The sequence below is a fragment of the Leucobacter soli genome, assembly GCF_042659205.1.
Taxonomy (GTDB): Bacteria; Actinomycetota; Actinomycetes; order Actinomycetales; family Microbacteriaceae; genus Leucobacter; species Leucobacter soli.
On sequence record NZ_JBHSRW010000005.1, the window covers coordinates 18,509 to 35,449 of the forward strand.

General features: G+C 68.0%; 24 protein-coding genes and 2 tRNA genes. 24 read left to right on the forward strand and 2 right to left on the reverse strand.

All coding sequences use genetic code 11. From position 1 onward, the window contains the following. Positions 1-84: 84 nt before the first annotated feature. The 23 genes from ACFPZL_RS01085 (at position 85) to ACFPZL_RS01195 (ending at position 14,925) form a co-directional block, all read left to right on the forward strand. Positions 85-158: transfer RNA gene (locus tag ACFPZL_RS01085), tRNA-Ile, on the forward strand. 27 nt (positions 159-185) lie between these two features. After that, a tRNA-Ala gene (locus ACFPZL_RS01090) sits at positions 186-258 on the forward strand. A gap of 418 nt (positions 259-676) precedes the next feature. After that, entirely contained in the window at positions 677-847 is a 171-nt protein-coding gene (locus tag ACFPZL_RS01095; protein WP_382332754.1) for a helix-turn-helix domain-containing protein, read from the forward strand. Between the two features lie 365 nt (positions 848-1,212). After that, the gene (locus tag ACFPZL_RS01100) at positions 1,213-1,458 is read left to right on the forward strand and encodes a hypothetical protein (RefSeq protein ID WP_218116124.1); all 246 of its coding nucleotides are present in this window, start codon (positions 1,213-1,215) and stop codon (positions 1,456-1,458) included. Next, positions 1,455-1,709, forward strand: coding sequence for a hypothetical protein (locus tag ACFPZL_RS01105; RefSeq protein ID WP_218116125.1), 255 nt, complete (start codon positions 1,455-1,457; stop codon positions 1,707-1,709). Before ACFPZL_RS01100 ends, ACFPZL_RS01105 begins: the two co-directional genes overlap by 4 nt. 14 nt (positions 1,710-1,723) lie before the next feature. After that, on the forward strand, positions 1,724-2,449 hold the full coding sequence (locus ACFPZL_RS01110; RefSeq protein ID WP_382334575.1) for a hypothetical protein: 726 nt from the start codon (positions 1,724-1,726) through the stop codon (positions 2,447-2,449). Then, positions 2,446-3,150, forward strand: a complete 705-nt coding sequence (locus ACFPZL_RS01115; RefSeq protein ID WP_218116127.1) for a class I SAM-dependent methyltransferase — start codon at positions 2,446-2,448, stop codon at positions 3,148-3,150. The genes ACFPZL_RS01110 and ACFPZL_RS01115 overlap by 4 nt, the downstream gene beginning before the upstream one ends. A gap of 94 nt (positions 3,151-3,244) precedes the next feature. Next, positions 3,245-3,586: a hypothetical protein gene (locus ACFPZL_RS01120; RefSeq protein WP_218116128.1), complete on the forward strand. Its 342-nt coding sequence runs from the start codon at positions 3,245-3,247 to the stop codon at positions 3,584-3,586. Beyond that, positions 3,580-5,328, forward strand: coding sequence for a hypothetical protein (locus ACFPZL_RS01125; protein ID WP_218116129.1), 1,749 nt, complete (start codon positions 3,580-3,582; stop codon positions 5,326-5,328). Before ACFPZL_RS01120 ends, ACFPZL_RS01125 begins: the two co-directional genes overlap by 7 nt. Positions 5,329-5,333: 5 nt before the next feature. Then, positions 5,334-5,561: a hypothetical protein gene (locus tag ACFPZL_RS01130; protein ID WP_218116130.1), complete on the forward strand. Its 228-nt coding sequence runs from the start codon at positions 5,334-5,336 to the stop codon at positions 5,559-5,561. Positions 5,562-5,600: 39 nt separating this feature from the next. Beyond that, entirely contained in the window at positions 5,601-6,638 is a 1,038-nt protein-coding gene (locus tag ACFPZL_RS01135) for a phage portal protein (protein WP_218116131.1), read from the forward strand. Positions 6,639-6,643: 5 nt separating this feature from the next. Next, a complete protein-coding gene (locus ACFPZL_RS01140) occupies positions 6,644-8,368 on the forward strand; it encodes a hypothetical protein (RefSeq protein ID WP_218116132.1) in 1,725 nt (574 codons plus the stop codon). A gap of 1 nt (position 8,369) precedes the next feature. Next, positions 8,370-8,726, forward strand: a complete 357-nt coding sequence (locus tag ACFPZL_RS01145) for a hypothetical protein (protein ID WP_218116133.1) — start codon at positions 8,370-8,372, stop codon at positions 8,724-8,726. A 5-nt stretch (positions 8,727-8,731) separates the two neighbouring features. Then, the gene (locus tag ACFPZL_RS01150) at positions 8,732-9,100 is read left to right on the forward strand and encodes a hypothetical protein (protein WP_218116134.1); all 369 of its coding nucleotides are present in this window, start codon (positions 8,732-8,734) and stop codon (positions 9,098-9,100) included. 20 nt (positions 9,101-9,120) lie between these two features. After that, positions 9,121-9,786 (forward strand): IPT/TIG domain-containing protein, encoded by a 666-nt coding sequence (locus tag ACFPZL_RS01155; RefSeq protein WP_218116135.1) that lies wholly within the window; start codon positions 9,121-9,123, stop codon positions 9,784-9,786. A gap of 51 nt (positions 9,787-9,837) precedes the next feature. After that, positions 9,838-10,299 (forward strand): hypothetical protein, encoded by a 462-nt coding sequence (locus tag ACFPZL_RS01160; RefSeq protein ID WP_218116136.1) that lies wholly within the window; start codon positions 9,838-9,840, stop codon positions 10,297-10,299. A 3-nt stretch (positions 10,300-10,302) separates the two neighbouring features. After that, positions 10,303-11,934: a hypothetical protein gene (locus ACFPZL_RS01165; RefSeq protein ID WP_218116137.1), complete on the forward strand. Its 1,632-nt coding sequence runs from the start codon at positions 10,303-10,305 to the stop codon at positions 11,932-11,934. Beyond that, the gene (locus ACFPZL_RS01170; protein WP_218116138.1) at positions 11,931-12,305 is read left to right on the forward strand and encodes a hypothetical protein; all 375 of its coding nucleotides are present in this window, start codon (positions 11,931-11,933) and stop codon (positions 12,303-12,305) included. Before ACFPZL_RS01165 ends, ACFPZL_RS01170 begins: the two co-directional genes overlap by 4 nt. Then, positions 12,302-13,411 carry a hypothetical protein gene (locus tag ACFPZL_RS01175; RefSeq protein ID WP_218116139.1) on the forward strand — a complete coding sequence of 370 codons (1,110 nt, stop codon included), beginning with the start codon at positions 12,302-12,304 and terminating at the stop codon, positions 13,409-13,411. The genes ACFPZL_RS01170 and ACFPZL_RS01175 overlap by 4 nt, the downstream gene beginning before the upstream one ends. Before the next feature lie 14 nt (positions 13,412-13,425). Next, positions 13,426-13,911 carry a hypothetical protein gene (locus ACFPZL_RS01180; protein ID WP_218116140.1) on the forward strand — a complete coding sequence of 162 codons (486 nt, stop codon included), beginning with the start codon at positions 13,426-13,428 and terminating at the stop codon, positions 13,909-13,911. Continuing rightward, positions 13,908-14,504, forward strand: a complete 597-nt coding sequence (locus ACFPZL_RS01185; protein ID WP_218116141.1) for a M23 family metallopeptidase — start codon at positions 13,908-13,910, stop codon at positions 14,502-14,504. The genes ACFPZL_RS01180 and ACFPZL_RS01185 overlap by 4 nt, the downstream gene beginning before the upstream one ends. After that, positions 14,501-14,746 carry a hypothetical protein gene (locus tag ACFPZL_RS01190; RefSeq protein WP_218116142.1) on the forward strand — a complete coding sequence of 82 codons (246 nt, stop codon included), beginning with the start codon at positions 14,501-14,503 and terminating at the stop codon, positions 14,744-14,746. Before ACFPZL_RS01185 ends, ACFPZL_RS01190 begins: the two co-directional genes overlap by 4 nt. Continuing rightward, on the forward strand, positions 14,743-14,925 hold the full coding sequence (locus tag ACFPZL_RS01195; RefSeq protein ID WP_218116143.1) for a hypothetical protein: 183 nt from the start codon (positions 14,743-14,745) through the stop codon (positions 14,923-14,925). The genes ACFPZL_RS01190 and ACFPZL_RS01195 overlap by 4 nt, the downstream gene beginning before the upstream one ends. Here the strand turns inward: ACFPZL_RS01195 and ACFPZL_RS01200 are convergent. Then, positions 14,922-15,758, reverse strand: coding sequence for a tyrosine-type recombinase/integrase (locus tag ACFPZL_RS01200; RefSeq protein ID WP_218116144.1), 837 nt, complete (start codon positions 15,756-15,758; stop codon positions 14,922-14,924). The two genes, ACFPZL_RS01195 and ACFPZL_RS01200, sit on opposite strands and share 4 nt — an antisense overlap. Positions 15,759-15,805: 47 nt before the next feature. Next, positions 15,806-15,985 (reverse strand): hypothetical protein, encoded by a 180-nt coding sequence (locus ACFPZL_RS01205; RefSeq protein ID WP_218116145.1) that lies wholly within the window; start codon positions 15,983-15,985, stop codon positions 15,806-15,808. Between the two features lie 682 nt (positions 15,986-16,667). On the opposite strand from ACFPZL_RS01205, the gene ACFPZL_RS01210 reads away from it, so the two are divergent. Continuing rightward, complete coding sequence (locus ACFPZL_RS01210) at positions 16,668-16,883, forward strand: IS110 family transposase (RefSeq protein WP_382332746.1); 216 nt, start codon at positions 16,668-16,670, stop codon at positions 16,881-16,883. Positions 16,884-16,941: the final 58 nt, after the last annotated feature.

The window sequence follows — 16,941 nt, forward strand, 5'->3', positions numbered from 1 at the left end:
AGATCGTTCCGGGTTTCGACCGCGCCCGGCACGATTTCGATTTCTGATTTCTCCGCAAATCCGGTAGAGTCATTTTTTGGTCACGGGGCTATAGCTCAGGCGGTTAGAGCGCTTCACTGATAATGAAGAGGTCCCAGGTTCAAGTCCTGGTAGCCCCACCGGTATCTCGCTACGGCGAGACCTCCGGGTCCTTAACTCAGTTGGTAGAGTGCCTGCTTTGCAAGCAGGATGTCGGGAGTTCGATTCTCCCAGGATCCACGTCAATACGATCCCCGTTCGGTCCCACCGGGCGGGGATCTTCTGTTTCCCCGAGCAGGTAGCTCGACGTAGTGCGCAGCACAGTCGCGAGGTTCACTAGCTCGATCAGCGCCCACTTGCGCTCTCCGCGCAGCTTGCGCCCGAACGTTCCGGGATCGATCCCGATCGACTTTGCTACCGCGTCCTGCGTCAGATGCGCGTCCCAGATGCGCGTGAAAACGCGCTTGCCGACTGCAACGTCGAGTGACTTATCCGGCGTGGACCGCTTCCGCGGGCGGCTCGATTCTGCTGCTGCTGTACTCATGCTGACACCTTACTCTAAAGCGGACATTTAAGCCATACCGGTCGAATGTGTCATGACTTGCTTAAATGTCGTGCTATGGTCGCTGGCATGACAAACAAGCGAGATCCAGGCACAGTGCCAATCGCTCCGCGCGAGGCTGCAGCACTGCTCGGCATCTCAACGCGCACAGTCGCGCGCTGGGCCGACACCGGCAAGCTCCACCCTGTCACCCTGCCGAGCGGCCACCGCCGCTACCGGCGTGCCGAGGTCGAGGCACTCGTGAAGCCAGTCGAGGTCCACCGATGACCACCCAAGCGGACCACAACCGCGCACCACCATGCCCGACCGGGGACAACTGAACACGACGACGCTACCCAGGCCACCCATGGGAGACACGCGGGACGCTACCGCGGAACAAGTCGCGAGAACCGACCGACTCGGCGCACGTTCAAGGCAGGACCGACCGTGCAGGCCAGCCCACCACCTACCCCGAGTCGGGGCCCGTCACTGACGCACACCCGTGCGTGCCGTGCTGACGACCGACCGAGACACCTCGGCTCCGTCGAACAGTACGCGCCCTCCATATCCGCAATCGCGCGGATGGGAGGGGGCCAAACCTCCGACCTCCCTCGCCCCTCCCACCCTCGAACAGCAAGAACGGAGCCGCCCCGATGACCGCCTCCAACCCCTACCGCTCCGGCAACTTCAACCCCTACCACCGAAAGAACCTCGCACGCCGAGCCGCCCTCGACATGGCCGCATCCCGCACCCCCGCCGAACTCGACCGAATCGCCGAACTCCGCCGCGAGCCCTGCCCGACCGATCCCCGGTTCACGCACCTGATCCCGCCGTCCCTCGCCCGCTGCGCCCGCCCCGGATGCGCCGCCACCGCCCTCGACCAGGAGAACGCCGCATGACACTCAAGACCCTCGTCTACCGCGACCGCCGCACCGGCGAATGGTGCGCCGATGTCGCACTCACCGACAACCAGGGACGCACCGACGGATCCACCTGGCTCACCCTCGCACCCTCGTGGGCCGAAGCCATGCAGGCCGCAGCCGCGATGCGCGCACTCCTCGCCCGCCTCCTCATGGATCAGGTCCACGCCGAACGCACCATCCGACGCTACGGCCCCATCGTCCACCCCACACCCGAACCCACCTGCTGAACGGAACACACATCATGACCACCACCCCGCAGATCATCCCCGACCGCCTCGAAGACCTCACCCTCGGCTTCATCGACCTCGACGCCGGCAACCACTCCAACTTCACCGACGGGCACTGCGCCATGGAGGTCGTCGCCTGGCTCGCAGGCGAAGGCCACACCGACGCCCCCGAATGCGCATCCCCCGTACTCCGCCGCTTCACCATCCGCTGCAACGACAACTGGGACGACAACCAGCGGCAGAAGCTCGCCCCCTACCTGCCCCGCATGGTCGGCACCGCCAACGACGGCCACGACCCCGCCCGCTCCTTCCTCGCCCTCGACTGGCTCATCCGCGTCTACACCCCCACCTGGCTCGACCTCCGCCCCGAACTCACCACCCACGCCGAAGCCCTCCGCGCACTCCCCGAGATCCGCACCAACGCCGACACCGAAGCCGCCGCCGACACTGTGCGCGCTGCACAACAGGCAGCCTCCGCCGCTCGGGCTGCCGCCGGGGATGCCGCTCGGGATGCCGCCGGGGCTGCCGCCTGGGATGCCGCTCGGGATGCCGCCTGGGATGCCGCTCGGGATGCCGCCGGGGATGCCGCCTGGGATGCCGCCGGGGCTGCCGCTCGGGATGCCGCCTGGGATGCCGCTCGGGATGCCGCCCGGACCGCGCTCGCGCCCACCGTCGAACAACTCCAGGCATCCGCACTCGAACTCCTCGACCGCATGATCCAGCCCGAGGCCGGCGCATGAGGCCGATCCTGCTGGATCTGTTCTGCTGCGAGGGAGGCGCAGCGATGGGCTACTCCCAGGCCGGTTTCGACGTGCTCGGAGTGGACAAGGATCCGCAGCCGCTCTACCCGTTCTGGTTCCATCAGGGAGACGTGCTCGACGTGCTCGACCGTCTCTGGGCAGGCCTCGGCGTCGAGTTCGTGCACCCGGACGGCCGCCGGCGGATGCTGTTCGCCGAGCAGATCGCGGTGCGGCACGCGTCTCCGCCATGCCAAGCGCTCTCGACGATCACACCGGACAAATCGGAGCACGTGAACCTGATCCCGGATGTCCGTGAGCGGCTGCAGCGATCGCCACGACCGTACGTGATCGAGAACGTCGAGGGCGCCCGATCGGAACTGGTTGCACCCGTCCGACTGTGCGGCTCGTCGTTCGGGCTTGCAGTGCGCCGGCACCGGCTGTTCGAGTCGTCGGTGCCGCTCGCTGCGCTGCCGTGCGACCACGCCGCGCAGGGAACACCAGTCGGCGTCTACGGAGCACTCCGGTCGAGGCATTGGGCGCGTCCGGGCGGGAGTTCGCGCGGACGAAAGGCCACCTCGCTCGAGGAAGCGCGTGAGGCGATGGGGATGCCGTGGGCGTCGTGGCATGGCTGCACGCAGGCGATCCCGCCGGCCATGACCGAATTCATCGGACGGCAACTGACGAAGGACGTACGCGCATGAACGTGATCACCGACACCGGCCTACTCCCCAACATCGCACTCTGGGGCGCAACCATCGCGATCATCTGCACCGCACACCGAGGACGGCGGCGGCGATGAGTCGGCACCATCGGGCGCAGCAGTGGTCGACGCACTCGCCGAAGCTGCGCGAGAAGCTGACCGCGATGATGCGCCGGTCAGGCGGTCAACTCCCGTGCGTCGAGTGCGGGAACCCGGTCGTGCTCGGCCTGCACAAGTGGCAGGTCGGGCATCGCCGGGATGCGGGCAAGGGTGGCAAGGCGACCCTCGCGAACGTCGGCCCCGTGCACTGCAAGTCGTTCGACCAGTCCGGCCGAACCGTGTGGCCGCGCAACTGCAACCAGATCGCGGGCGGCAAGGCCGGTGCGCGGGTCACGAATGGCCGTCGTCGAGCAGCGCAGGACATCCGGGCATGGTGACCATGACCCCGACCGCCGCCGGCTCGACGGATCTCGTCGCCGATTCGTCGCCGTTTTTTGAGAGACCGGTCGAACCTCCGCATGGGGGCAGCACGGAATTCTCTCTCTACCTGTGGGATCTGGTGCGGGCGCGTGCGATCGCGCCGAAGTGGCACGGACCGGCGTCGGAAGATGACGAGCTCCGGCTGGAGTTCCTGCGCGGTGCCCGGTCGATGGGGTACGAGCTCGTCGACCTCGACGACGCGGCGGAGCTTGCCCGGCTCGCGGCGATGAAGCCGCGCCGGTATCCGCTGCAACCGCAGCAGCTCCTCATCGCAGACCACCTGAACGCTGTCGATACTGACGGCGTATCCCTGGACGAGTACGTTGTGGAGATCCCGCGGCGAGCATCGAAGACGACGACGATCTTCTGTCTGCTCCACGGCCGTTGCCTCTCCAGGACGGACTACTTCGTGACGTTCTCCGCGCAGTCCGGCGTGAAGGGCGGGGCGCGGCTGCGCGAGTGGGCGACGCAGCTCGACCGGATCCAGCCGCCCGACGACGCCGACCTGCCGCCCTGGATGCGTGGCACCCGGCCGAAGCGTGCCCCGCAGGCGGTCGCCCTGTTCGGTCCCGACCAGCTCAGCGCGCCGGCCCCGGTCGGGCGCGGGTTCCGGATCATGCGCGGCGAGGTCGGGAAGGGGATCTACTACGACAACGGGTCCCGGTTCCTCGTGCTGAAGCCCGACGCCGAGTCGTACCGTGGCGAGGCCGGCGACGTGTCCTGGATCGACGAGGCGCAGGAGATCGACCCCGAGGAGGGCGCGGACCTCCTCGCCGGCATCATCCCGCTACAGGACACGCGCGAGGGTGCCGCGCTCATGGTGTCCGGCACCGCCGGCGAGGCCCGCATCGGGATCCTGTGGGAGCGCCTCGACCGGCTCCGCGCGGGCGACCCCGACATCGGCGGTGTCGACTACGCCGCCGCGGAGGATACCCCGTGGGAAGTGATCGAGGACGAAGAGCAAGCGATGCAGCTCCTCGCGTCCGTGCATCCCGGTATCGGGACGCTGACGACGTTGGAAAAGATGCGGAAGAACTGGCGCAAGCTCCCCAAGCCGCAGTGGGCGCGCGAGTACCTGTCGATGTGGCCTGAGACGTACGGGCAGACCGCGGTGCCGGCGGACTGGTGGCAGCGGGCCGCGTTGCAGTCGAAGCCGCGCCGGCCCGGTCGTGTCGCGTTCGGGCTCGCGATCAAGCCTGGCGGGTCCGTGGCCGCGATCTGCGCGGCCTGGCGTACACCGGCCGGTGTCGCCTACGTCGAGGTCGTCGACCATCGGCCCGGCACGCTGTGGCTGCCGAAGCGGATGCAGGAACTCACGATGACCTACAAGGGTTCCACGATCGCGTTCGACAAGATAGGCGAGGCCGAGCAGACCGCGACCGAGGCGGCCGTGCTGAAGCCGAGGCCGGCGCTGCGCGTGCAGACGTACAACGAGAACGCGGCCGGCTGTATCCAGGTCCTCCGAGATCTCGACCGCGGCAACTTCCGCCACTCCGACCAGATCGGGCTGAGCGCCGCGGTCGAGATCGCCGCGAAACGTGAGGTGCGCGGCTCGGACCGGGGCGTGTGGCTGTGGACGCCGGCCGAGCGGGGCGGCGATATCACCTGCCTGGATGCGGCCACGCGGGCGCTCAGGAACTGGGACCAGCACTACGCCGGCCGCACCGGCGGCTACCGGCCCTCGAATGGAGACGACTGACCATCATGGCGAACATCAAGATCGACGCATCCGACAGCCTCGTCGTGCTCGTCTGCGAGTCGTGCGCCGGCACCTGGCGCGCCTGCGCATGGTCCCGCGACGAAGCCCACGACCGGGCCGTCGCGCACGAACAGCGCTGCCACCCCGGCGAGAACGACGCCTACCGGAAGCGCTGGGCGCACCTGAACACGCCGAAGGTCGGTAGGCCGCGCAGGAGCGCGACACGCCGCTGATTCGAGAAAACCTGATATGCCGGGTCGAGGGTTTCGGGTATGGGAATCCTGGACCGGTTCGGCATCGGACGCGCAGCGAAGCTTCGCATCAACTCGCCCTACTCGGCCGGCACCACGCTCCCGCAGATGATCGTCACCGATCTCCTGAGCGAGGACCAGCGGGCGCAGCTCCCCATGACCCGCGACATCGCGATCGAGATCCCGGCCGTGTCCAAGGCCCGCAACCTCCTCACGTCCGTGATCGCCGGGTTCCCCCTGCGCGCACTCTCCGGCGACACGCTGACCAAGGAGCAGCCGCCGTTCCTGTACCGGTCGGACTCGATTGTGTCGCCCTACGAGCGGATGTTGTGGACCGTCGATGACGCGATATTCTACGGCGTCGCCCTGTGGAAGGTGACCCGCGGACAGCGCAGCGCCGAGGGTGCCCGCGGCCCGATCCTCGACGCCGAGTGGGTGCCGTTCGGGACCTGGTGGATCGAGGACGGCCGGATCGTGATCGACGGCGAGCCGGCCCGCAAAGACGACGTGATCCTGTTCAACTTCCCCTTCGAGGGGCTCCTGGGCGTCGGCCGCACCACACTGAGCGGTGCGCGCGCAATCGAAGCGGCATGGGTCGACCGTGCCAGCAACCCGGTCCCGGTGCTGGAGATGCACCTACTCGACGACACCATGACGCAGAAGGAAGTCGACGAGTGGGAGAAGGCGTGGGCGAAGAAGCGCCGCGCACCCGGCGGCGCGTTCGGCGTCACCCCGCCCGGCGTCGAGCTGAAGACACACGGCGAGCTGAAGCCCGAGCTGTACACCGAGGGCCGGAACTCGATCCGTACCGATGTCGGATCTCACCTGAACGTCCGCGCGTCGATGCTCGACGGCACCACCGGCGTCGACTCCCTCACCTACACGACCAAGGACGGCGAGCGGAACCTGTTCTACGAACTCGACCTGCCGTTCTGGACCGGCACCATCGAGCACCGGCTCTCGATGGACGACGTGGTGCCGCGCGGCAGCCGCGTCCGCTTCGACAAGTACGAGCTGTACAACACCCCGACCCCGACCGGCCCGACCACGGAGGACTAACCATCATGACTGACATCATCATCGACGGCGGCACGCTCACCGCCAGCCGGCAGGACCGCGTCGTGCGCGGCCTGCTGCTGCCCTACCGCGAGGAGTGCCGGTCGAACATCGGCCGGTTCAGCTTCGCGCCCGGCGTGGTCGAGATCCCGCAGGACCTCACCGGCATGTCGCTGAACATCGAGCACGAGCGGGAGCGCGTCGTAGGCGCGGTCACCGAGCTGCGCGAGACACCCGCCGGGATCCTCGCGACGTTCTCGATCGCGAAGACCCCCGCCGGCGATGCGGCGCTCTCCGACATCGAGGCCGGCCGGCGCGTGCACCTGTCGGCCGAGGTCGCCGGCGTGAAGGTCAAGGACGGCAAGGGCATCGCCGGCAGCCTGTTCGCCGCCGGCCTCGTCGAGAAGCCCGCGTTCCCGTCCGCAACGCTCCTCGCCGCCGAGGACACGAGCGACGACGAGGACGACCCGCAGGGCGGCGACGACACCGAGACCACGCACTCCGAGAGCGAGTACGTCGACGAGGACGGCAACGTGTGGCGCATGGTCGTCGACACCGAGACCGAGACCGACGGCGACACGACCACCACCACGACGACCGTCGTCGAGGAAGTCACCGAGAACCCCGACGAGACCACCGATACCGAAGAGGAAGAGGACCCCATGCCCGCAACGCTCGCCGCGAAGGCCAAGACGCCCACGCCGCCCCGCGGCCGCACCCGCCAGCGCCCGTCGATCGCCGACGACCTGCCCACCCTGTACGCCACCGTCGCGCAGGCCCGCGCCGGCGACCAGCAGGCGCTCACCCTGCTCGCCGCGCTGACCGACACGAAGATCTCCGGCACGGGCGCGCTGCCCGGTGCGGGCGTGCTCCAGGAGTCCTGGCAGGGGCAGCTCTGGCAGGGCAAGTCCTACGACCGGAAGTACATCAACCAGGGCACGCTCGGCACGAACATCTCGGCCGCGGGCAAGTCCGGGTTCAAGATGGCGCGCGGCACCAAGGCCAGCCCGAAGACCAAGCTCGGCGGCGACTGGGCCGGGAACAAGACCGAGCTGCCCACCGGCACCGCGAACGCGGAGAAGTTCGGTTCGACGCTCGCCCGATGGGCGTTCGCCGGCGACATCGCCCGCGAGTTCTTCGACCTGCCCGGCGGTGCCGAGCTGATCGAAGCCATGTTCCGGCTCATCGCCGAGGACTACGCGATCTGGTCCGACGAGAAGGCACTGGCAACGTTCCTGAAGCTCGCCGGCGCGCCGGTCGCGCCGAAGACGTACCCCTCCGAGTACAACGACTCGCTGGGCATGCTCCTCCAGGGGATCCTCGCGGTGAAGCGCGCCAAGGACGAACCGTCGTTCGCGATCGTGAACTCGACCGCGTACGAGCAGCTCCTGTACACGCCGCACGAGAAGGTGCCCGAGTTCGTGTCGTTCGACATCACGACCGAGCTGCGCGGCACCGCCGACGCCGGCAAGGTGTACGTCGTCGAGGCCGCGGACTCCTACTTCGTCGACGCCGACGACGATCCGCTCGTCGACGAGGGCGAGCCGGCCGTGCTCGTCGGCGCGAAGGCCGGCGTCGAGTTCGACGAGCTCGGCGAGGTGCCGTTCACGATCGACGCGCTGGAGATCGCGAAGGGCGGCGTGGACCGCGCCACCCACGGCTACCTCCAGACGTTCGAGATCCGCCCCGAGTCGTTCGTGCTCATCGGCAGCGCCCCGGTCGTGGGAGGCTGACATGCCCGAGGACGACGTCGAGTCGCCGGCCGCGCCGACCACCTGGCTGACGCCGGAGGAAGCGCGCGCCCGGTGGCTCGACGCCCCCGAGGACGAGGCGCAACTGGCCGAGCTGCTGGAGGCCGCCCGCGAAGCGTGCGAGGCGTACGCGCCGGCCGAGGACGATCCCGAGCGGCCCGGCTGGCCGGCGCTGCGCCGCGCCCAGGAGACCCATGTGCGGAACCTGTGGAACGCTGCACTCGCCGCCCCCTCGTCTGGGGACTTCGGGGAAGGCAGCTACACGGTCAGCACGCACCCGCTCGACTGGCATGTGAAGCAGATGCTCCGGCCGGCACGCGCCGTCCCGGTGGTCGGGTGACTCGCATGGCGGCCTCGATCAGGAAACAGCTTCAGGACGCGCTCGAACCGCACCTGCCGGGCATGAAGATCATCCCGGCGATGCGGAACGTGGACGTGCCGGATAAGCCGTTCGCGCAGCTCGCCCTCACCCGGCTGGAGCGGCTGCCGGCCGCACCAATCGGGAAGCATCGTGCGACGTTCGTCGTCACCGTCGTCACGCCCCTGTCCACTCCGCAGCGCGCCGAGGACGACCTCGACACCCTCGTCGGGGATCTCGTCTACGCGATCGACGGCATCGACTGGCTCGACTGGGAGACCGCGGAGAAGGTTACCTACGGAGACCGGCATCTCGCCTATGACGTGACCGTGCACGCGGTCACCCGGAAGAACTGACACAGAAAGAAGGAACCATCATGACGCAGATCGACGTGAAGCCGCGCGTCTTCAAGAACTACCGGCTCAAGATCGCCGCCCACAATCTGGAGAAGCACGTCTCCGGCGTGACGTTCACGCCCACGACGAGCATCCAGACGTGGAAGGGCGGCACCCCGGAGGCAGTGTTCTCCGACGCGACGAGCCCGACCTACGCCTGTCAGCTCGACTACGCGCAGGACTGGGAGACCCCCGAGAGCCTGGCCCTGTTCCTCATGGAGCACGAGGGCGAGCTGATCGAGGGCGTCGAGTTCCACCCGCTCGGCCCGACCGGCCCGCACTTCACCGCGGACCTGATCATCGTGCCCGGCCAGATCGGCGGCTCGATCGACGCCTACGGCACCGCGACCGTGCAGCTCGGCGTGCAGGGCAAGCCGGAATTCAGCCCGGCCGCTCCGGCTGTGCCCGTGCTCCAGCGCCTCGACCCGGCCACCGGATCGACCGCCGGCGGCGAGCCCGTCGTGCTCACCGGGCACGGGTTCCTGGGCGCGACCGCCGTCAAGTTCGACGGGGCCGATGTCGAGCACCAGGTGCTCACCGACGGCACCGTCGTCGCGGTCGCACCGGCGGACGCGGCCGGCAGTGTGGACGTGACCGTGACCACCCCGGCCGGTACGTCCGCGCCGGCGTCCTACACCTACGCGTAGGACGTGCCCGTGATCCGGATCTCAGCGCACTCCTCCCGCGAGCTTCAGGCGGTGATCCTCGCGACGAAGAACGTCGACCGGGAGCTGCGCGCACAGATCCGGAAGCACACCCGGCAGATGATCCTTCCCGAGTGGCAGCGTGCGACCGCCGAGCATGCTGCCACTCGGCTGGAGCATCGCGTGCTCGCGCAGACCGCGCGGGCCGCGGTCTCCGACCAGAACGTGACATTGAAAGCCGCGCAGATCGGTCGGGCGCTGCAAGGCGGACTGAAGCCGTCCGAGCTGTGGTGGGCGGTCGAGTTCGGTGCGGACGGGAAACGCCTCGACTACACCGGCCGGCGCGGCAGCCGCACCTTCCCCGTGAAGAACCGTCGCACCACGCAGCAGCTCCGGCCCCGCAACCAGCGTGGGTACGTGTTCCATCCGGCGGCGGCCGCGATCATCCCGCGCCTCGCGTCGCTGTGGACGCAGACCGCGGCCCGCACCATCCATGAAGCATTCGAAGGGAAGTAACCCGTGGCAAAGGGCATCAGCCTGAGCATCGCGTCTGACACGCGCGACTTCGCATCCGGGGTAGCGCGTGGCGTGGTCGAGCCCCTCGAAGACGTTTCGGACGTACTCCAGGAGGTCGTGAAGGACGGCGACAAGGCCGGCCGCGAGCTGGAAGACGCGATGAGCGATGCCCGGCAGGATACGGCGAAACTCGCCAGCGAATACGAGGACCTGAACCGGAAGATCCGCGAGGCCGGCAAGGGAAGTCGCCGCCTCGGTGACGACGTCGAGGACGGCACCACCCGAGCGAAAGAAGACCTTGGCGAGCTGAAAGACGAGGCAATCCAGAACGCGTCCGAAACGTTCTCCAGCTTCGACGGCTCGATCGACTCCCTCGTCGACGGCATCCAGGGCACGCTCGGCGGCGTCGTGTCGAACATCGGTCCGCTCGGTGCCGCGGCCGGCGCGGCCGCCGCTATCGGTGTGGGACTCATCACCGCCGAGCTGCAGAAGTCGGCCGAGCGTGCGGCCGAGATCCGCGAAGAGACCTCAGCACTCGCGCAGGAGCTGATCGACGCCGGCGGCCAGCTCGACGCCGAAGCGATCGCGGCGAAAGTCCACGAGTGGAGCCTGGAAGTCCAGGACAATAAAGAATGGTGGGAGCTGTGGCAAGAGTCGGCCGTCACCAACCTGGACAAGGTCAACGACATCGCCGGGAAGACCGGCGTCAATATGCGCGACCTGTTCGACGCGATGAGCGGGCAGGACTCCACCAAAGCGCTCGACATGCTCGACGACATGCAGGGCCGAGCCGACGAGCTGGACCGGCAGCTCGCCCAGCTCTCGCAGGCGCGCGCCGGCGGCACGAAGCGCGCTCAGGAACTGCGCACCGAGCGCGACGCGCTCAACGACGGCACGAAAGCGATCCGGGAACGCCTCGATATCCAGGAAGGCGCGGAAGACGACTACCGGCAACTGACCGCACTTACGGCCGAGCTGACCGCCGAGGCCGAGGCTGCCACCGCCGCCGAGGAAGCCCACACCGACGCCGTGGGCGCGCTGCAGCGCGGCCTCGATAGCGCGGTCGGATCCTGGACCGACTACATCGACAAAGAGACGCAGGCCGCGGACCCCGAGGCCTATCTCAAGGGCATGCGCGAGCGCATGGAAGCGACCGTCTCATTCAACGACAACGTGCAGCAGCTCGCCGACGATTTCGGTCTGACGCAGGACGAGGTGCAGGCGATCCTCGACCAGGGCATCGACTTCGCGCCCATGCTCCAGGCGATCATCGACGGCGGCCCGAAGATGCAGGAGAAGTACGCCGAGCAGATGCGCGCCATGCTCGACGGCGGCGAAGCGATCCTCGACGGTCAGGAGATCTCCGCGACCGTCACCACGAAGGCCGACACGAAGGACGCCGCCCGCGACCTCGACAAGACCGCGACCCAGAAGCGCACCGCCCGTATCGGCACCAAGGCCGACACGAAGGACGCCGGCCGGGAGATCGACACCGTCGCCGAGAAGGACCGCACGGCCACTGTGAAGGTGGAACTCGACTGGACAGATGCCGACCGCGAGATGCAGGCGTTCCTCACGAAGACCCGGAACGTGACCGTGGACGTGCAGACCCGCGCAGGGAAGAGGACCCCGTGACCGACACCATCGCCTCCAGCAACCCCGCGACCGCGGACGTGCACCCGCGCCTCATCATGGACTGGCAGCCCGCACGCCCCGCCCGCACCGTCGTGCACGAACTGCTCTACGACCCGACGCCCGCGGTCAGCCTGGCAGACCCCGGCCCGCGCCGTGGCGTGCTCCGCTACTTTTTCGAGACCGCATCGCAGGCGGACGCCTGCTGGGCGATGCACGCCGAGAAGGCCGTGCTCACGCTCACGGCCGCGATCTCGGACCACACGGAGACGCTCCGCTACGTCGTCGCCGGCGGCGATCTCGTGCAGCGCCTCGACCCCGAGAGCGCGCTGCGCACCATCATCGAGGTCCCCTATCTGGAGGTTCCCGCGTGACCATCGACCAGCACACCATGACCGCGACCATCGCCGGCCAGCCCGTGACCGTGCTCGCGGGCTCCACTACCCTGGACCGTGCCTGGTCGCCGTACGCGCAAGGCACCCTCCAGATCCTCGCCCCGGACGTGCCGGGGCTCCTCGACCCTCGCCGCCGCCCCCAGGTCATCGTGCATCACCGGCGCCGGTTCTCCGACTCCGAGACGGTCGGCTACGTGTCGGCCGATCACGCCGGGATGACCGTCGGGCAAGTCTCGACCGAGTATGCCGGGATGACCGTCGATGAGATGTCGGCGCAGTACCGGACGCGCTGGAACGGGATCGGCGGCCCGTACGGTGCAGGGCCGGGCGTCACCCTCGTCGGTTGGCTGTCCGCCGCCCGACGGTCCCGCACGGACCCGGACGTGTGGGAGATCGAGTGGAACGGGGACGAGATCCGCGCCCAATCCAGCGTCGCGCTCGCGCTGACCCGCCCGCAGATCCCGACCGTCCGCGAGCTTGTCGCCCGCGTGCTCGCCTCCGCCGAGCTTGGCACCCTCACCCCCGGCCCGACCGGCAGCGAATCCGTGCTCGATGACGAGGGCGAGTACCCCGAGTGGACGCCTGGCACGAACGCCTGGGACTATCTGGAACCCATCGTGACCGCGCACGGCTACCGGCTCTACGCCGACGAGCTGGCCGCCTGGCATCTCGCATCCGACACCACCCCGACCGGTGCCTGCACCATCGGTGCCGAGGCCGTCGAGGTCGAGGACGACTGGGCGGTCGACAACGGCCGGTTCTTCGACACCGCCGTGCTCGTCTATCAGTGGCAGACCGCCGCCGGCGTCACCCGCACCGAGATCGATTCCTACCGGGCCGGGAACGTGTCCGCCTACGTCGAGCGGATCGACGGGCGTCTCACGAAGCGGGGACGTGCACGCCGGATCGTCGAGCGCGCCATGCAGCGTGCCCTCGCCCAGTCGTGGGAGACCGTCGCCGACTACAGCATCCGCCCCGGCCAGACCGCGACCATCACCCCCGACAGTACGACCGGGATCGTGGACGCGGTCACCTGGCAGTATCCCGACGCACGCTCCACCGTCACCCTCATCGACATCACCTGAAAGGACACCCACCGATGACTACCCCCATCGACCCGGCCGAACCGTTCGACCCGCTGCACGATCTCCTGAACTCCCGCTACGGCGAGATCGACGCCGCCGATGCCGCGCTCGCGGCCCGCCTCGTCGCGATCGAGAACCGGCACCTCGTCGAGGACAGCATCCTCTCCCGCCCGATCATCGCCACGCACGCGCAGGTCGGGATCTCCACGAACAACGTGCAGCGCCGCGGGAACGTCGTGGACGTCGGCGTGATCTTCACCATCAACACGGCGAACACGATCAGCACCGGCGCATCGTTCACCCAGATTGGGCAGCTCGTCGACGACGTGCGCCCGCCGTTCAACATGTACGCGCTCGGCTACCACGCGAACGGCACTTGTCAGCTTGAGTTCCGTCCGTCCGCCGGCGCGGTCCTCGCCCGCTACTGGAACGGCACTCAGCCCGCCGCGACCGATCTGCGCGTGTCGTCGTGCTGGTGGACGGATCAGCCGCTGCTATGAGCCTCACCCTCACCCACCCGCTCCCCGAGGGCGAGAAGACCGACGGCTTCGGCTGGCGGGCGGCGATCCCCGGCGTGCGCCCCGCCGAGCTGCACGACGGCCAGGACTGGGCGGCCGCCGCGGGTACGCGGATCCGTGCCGCGCACGCCGGCCGGATCACCTATGCCGGCTGGGATACGACCGGCGGCGGCTGGATGGTGAAGATCGGCTCTGCCCGCTGCACGACCCTCTACCTGCACATGCAGGACCACCCACCCGTGCGCGCCGGCGACACCGTGAAGGCCGGCCAGACGATCGGGCATGTCGGATCGACTGGGAACAGCACCGGCCCGCACCTGCACTTCATCCTCCGCATGCCCGACGGGACCCCCGTCGACCCGATCCCCTACCTGAAAGACGCGGACGCCATGACCAAAGACGAAATGAACGAGCTCGCCGACATCGTCGCGCGCCGGATCCTCGACTACCCCGTCGCCCGAGCCGACAAGCCGAAACAGACCACGAGCCTGCGCGCGATGCTCCGCAACCGCGGGAAGTACATTATCGAGTTCCGCGGCCAGCTCGCCCGCCTCGTCAAGAAGACCGGCGCATGACCGGCACGATCTGGGCGTCGCTCATCACCGCAGCCGCGCTGCTCGGCTCCGGCCTGATCGCTGCGCTCGTCACCGTCGGACTCGCCGTCTGGCGGTCCGTGCAGCGGGCGCGCAAGACGAACGAAGCGCTCTGGCTGTACACCCGCGACCTGATCGACCACATCTACCGGGGCGGACTCGGGCCGCCCCCGGCCCCGCCCGAATACATCCGCCACATCTACGAACCGGGAGACGACCAATGAACTACACGCCCGCGCAGCTCGCGCGCTTCATCGCCTACATCGCCGCCGTGCTCGCCGGCCTGTTCCTGATCGGGCTCGGCGCGCTCCGCTCGGACGCCCACCTGATCGGGCTCGGGATCCCGCTACTCGGGTACGCGCTCCCCGCCGCCAACGTTAAGGACAGCAGCGACACCGACTAGGCCGCTAGGCGTAACGTCGGGAGTGCTTCGACCCCGTCCCGCTTCCGACGCTCTGACACCGCCGTGTAGATCTCGGTCGATTGGATCGTCTCGTGTAGCAGGATCTCCTGGATCACGCGGAGATCGACCCCGGCCTCGCCGAGTTCGGTCCCGCACGAGTGCCGCAGTGAGTGCGGCGTCAGCTTCGGGTCCGTGATCCCCGCGCGCCGTTTCGCCTTGCTGATGATGTCCGTCACCGAGGCCCCTTGGATTGGCGTGTCGGATCCGTCGCGTGCGGGGAACCACCAGCCAACGCGCGGCATGTCGAGCGCGAGTTCGGCGATCACCGGATGCAGCGGCACCCACCGCACCTTGTCGCCCTTCGCGACCGTGCGCAGCCGACCCGACAAGAGATCTACGTCATCGCCCCGCACGCGCGCGATCTGGGACACCCGAAACCCTTGGTAGTAGCCGAGGAGGATCATCGCGCGTGTACGCCGCCTGACCCCGGACGAGAGCAACGCTTCAATCTGCGCGACCGAGAACGGCCGCGCGACGTTCTTCGGCACCCGCACCGGTTTGAGCGCCGCAGACGGATCGACTGTCAGGTAGCCGTCCTCGACCGCGAACCGGTAGAACGCTTGGAGCGCGCCGCGCTCGGTGCGGATCGTGCCGGGCTCGACGCCCTCGCGCGCGAGATCCGCGCGGAGATCCTGCGTGGTCGCCTGGAGCAGCGGGAGGCTCGCGCGCCGGGAGAACCCGTCGAGCAGGTGGCGGCGATTCTTGATCGTGGTGAGGGCGAGACGTTGGGAGCGCTGATAGATCGCGAAGGCGTCGAGAATGGCGTCGTTCATGTCCGCAGCGTGCCAGCGGAACTGGGCACGCTCGACGGCCGACACGCTCACTCGCCGCCGCGCTCCCATGCGTCCGCTGTGCAGCCCTCGCAGAAGTCGTGCCCTCGCTCGTGCACCCAGCCTTCGATCTTTGCCCGACGCCTGGCCTCTGAGACGTACCAGAATGAATCCTCCTGCCGGTCGAGGCAGTGATCGCAAACGAGATAGATCTCCTTGGTGACGCTCACGCTGCACTCCTCATCGGAATGACTTCGGCCAAGTGCCCGGTTTGCAAGCAGGATGTCGGGAGTTCGATTCTCCCAGGATCCACCCACGGAAAGCCTCCAACTCTTGAAAGGTGGGGGCTTTCGGCCTGTGCGGGGTATGGTCTCGGTTGTTAAGGATGCCGACTGCGCACGGCCCGTTGACAGTGCCGATTGAGGCGGGGAACTGCAGCGGGGTTTCGAGCGGATGAGCGCTCGAAACCCCGCATTGTTACTACATATCGCGACAGTGCTTGCAGAGCGGCCAACCGGTGGTCCCAGATCGTCGGTTGTAAGCCGGGATCTGTTGGCCGCTCGGGCAGTTGTCGTGGACGTGATGGACATCCGGGTCGGTGGGGTTGATCGAATGGTAGGCGGCTACTCGCAAGGAAGACTCCTTTGTCTCGGTGTGGATGTGTCGGATGACACACTCTCAAGGGTAGGGACTACCACTGACGTTGATACTGATAAGTACCTCGTTCGGGTCTGACTCAGCCACTGACTGGCTTCGTGCCTTTGCAATGATCCGTCGACTCGGGCGAGGTATTACAGGGCCCGACCAGGCGGACATGACCTTATAGGAGCCTGGTCTAGAGGCCTCTTCAACGTCCTGTCTGCCCGCCTAGTCGGTTGCCTCCCAACCGAAACGCGGAAAGGCAGATCCATCATGACAAACATCGCGGAACAACGCGAGATCTACGCCGGTATCGATACCCACTCAGACACGCACCACGCGGCCGTCATTGATCACAATGGGAAACACCTCGCAGACGCCGAGTTCCCCACCACCCCCGCCGGCTACGCGGCCCTCACCGCGTTCATCCTCATGTACGGCCTTCTCGTACGCGTCGGCATCGAGGGAACTGAATCGTGTCGTGTTTGATGGAGGGTAATCCTGTACCGAAAGGAACCCCCGGCATCATGCCCGTCCCATACCCCGC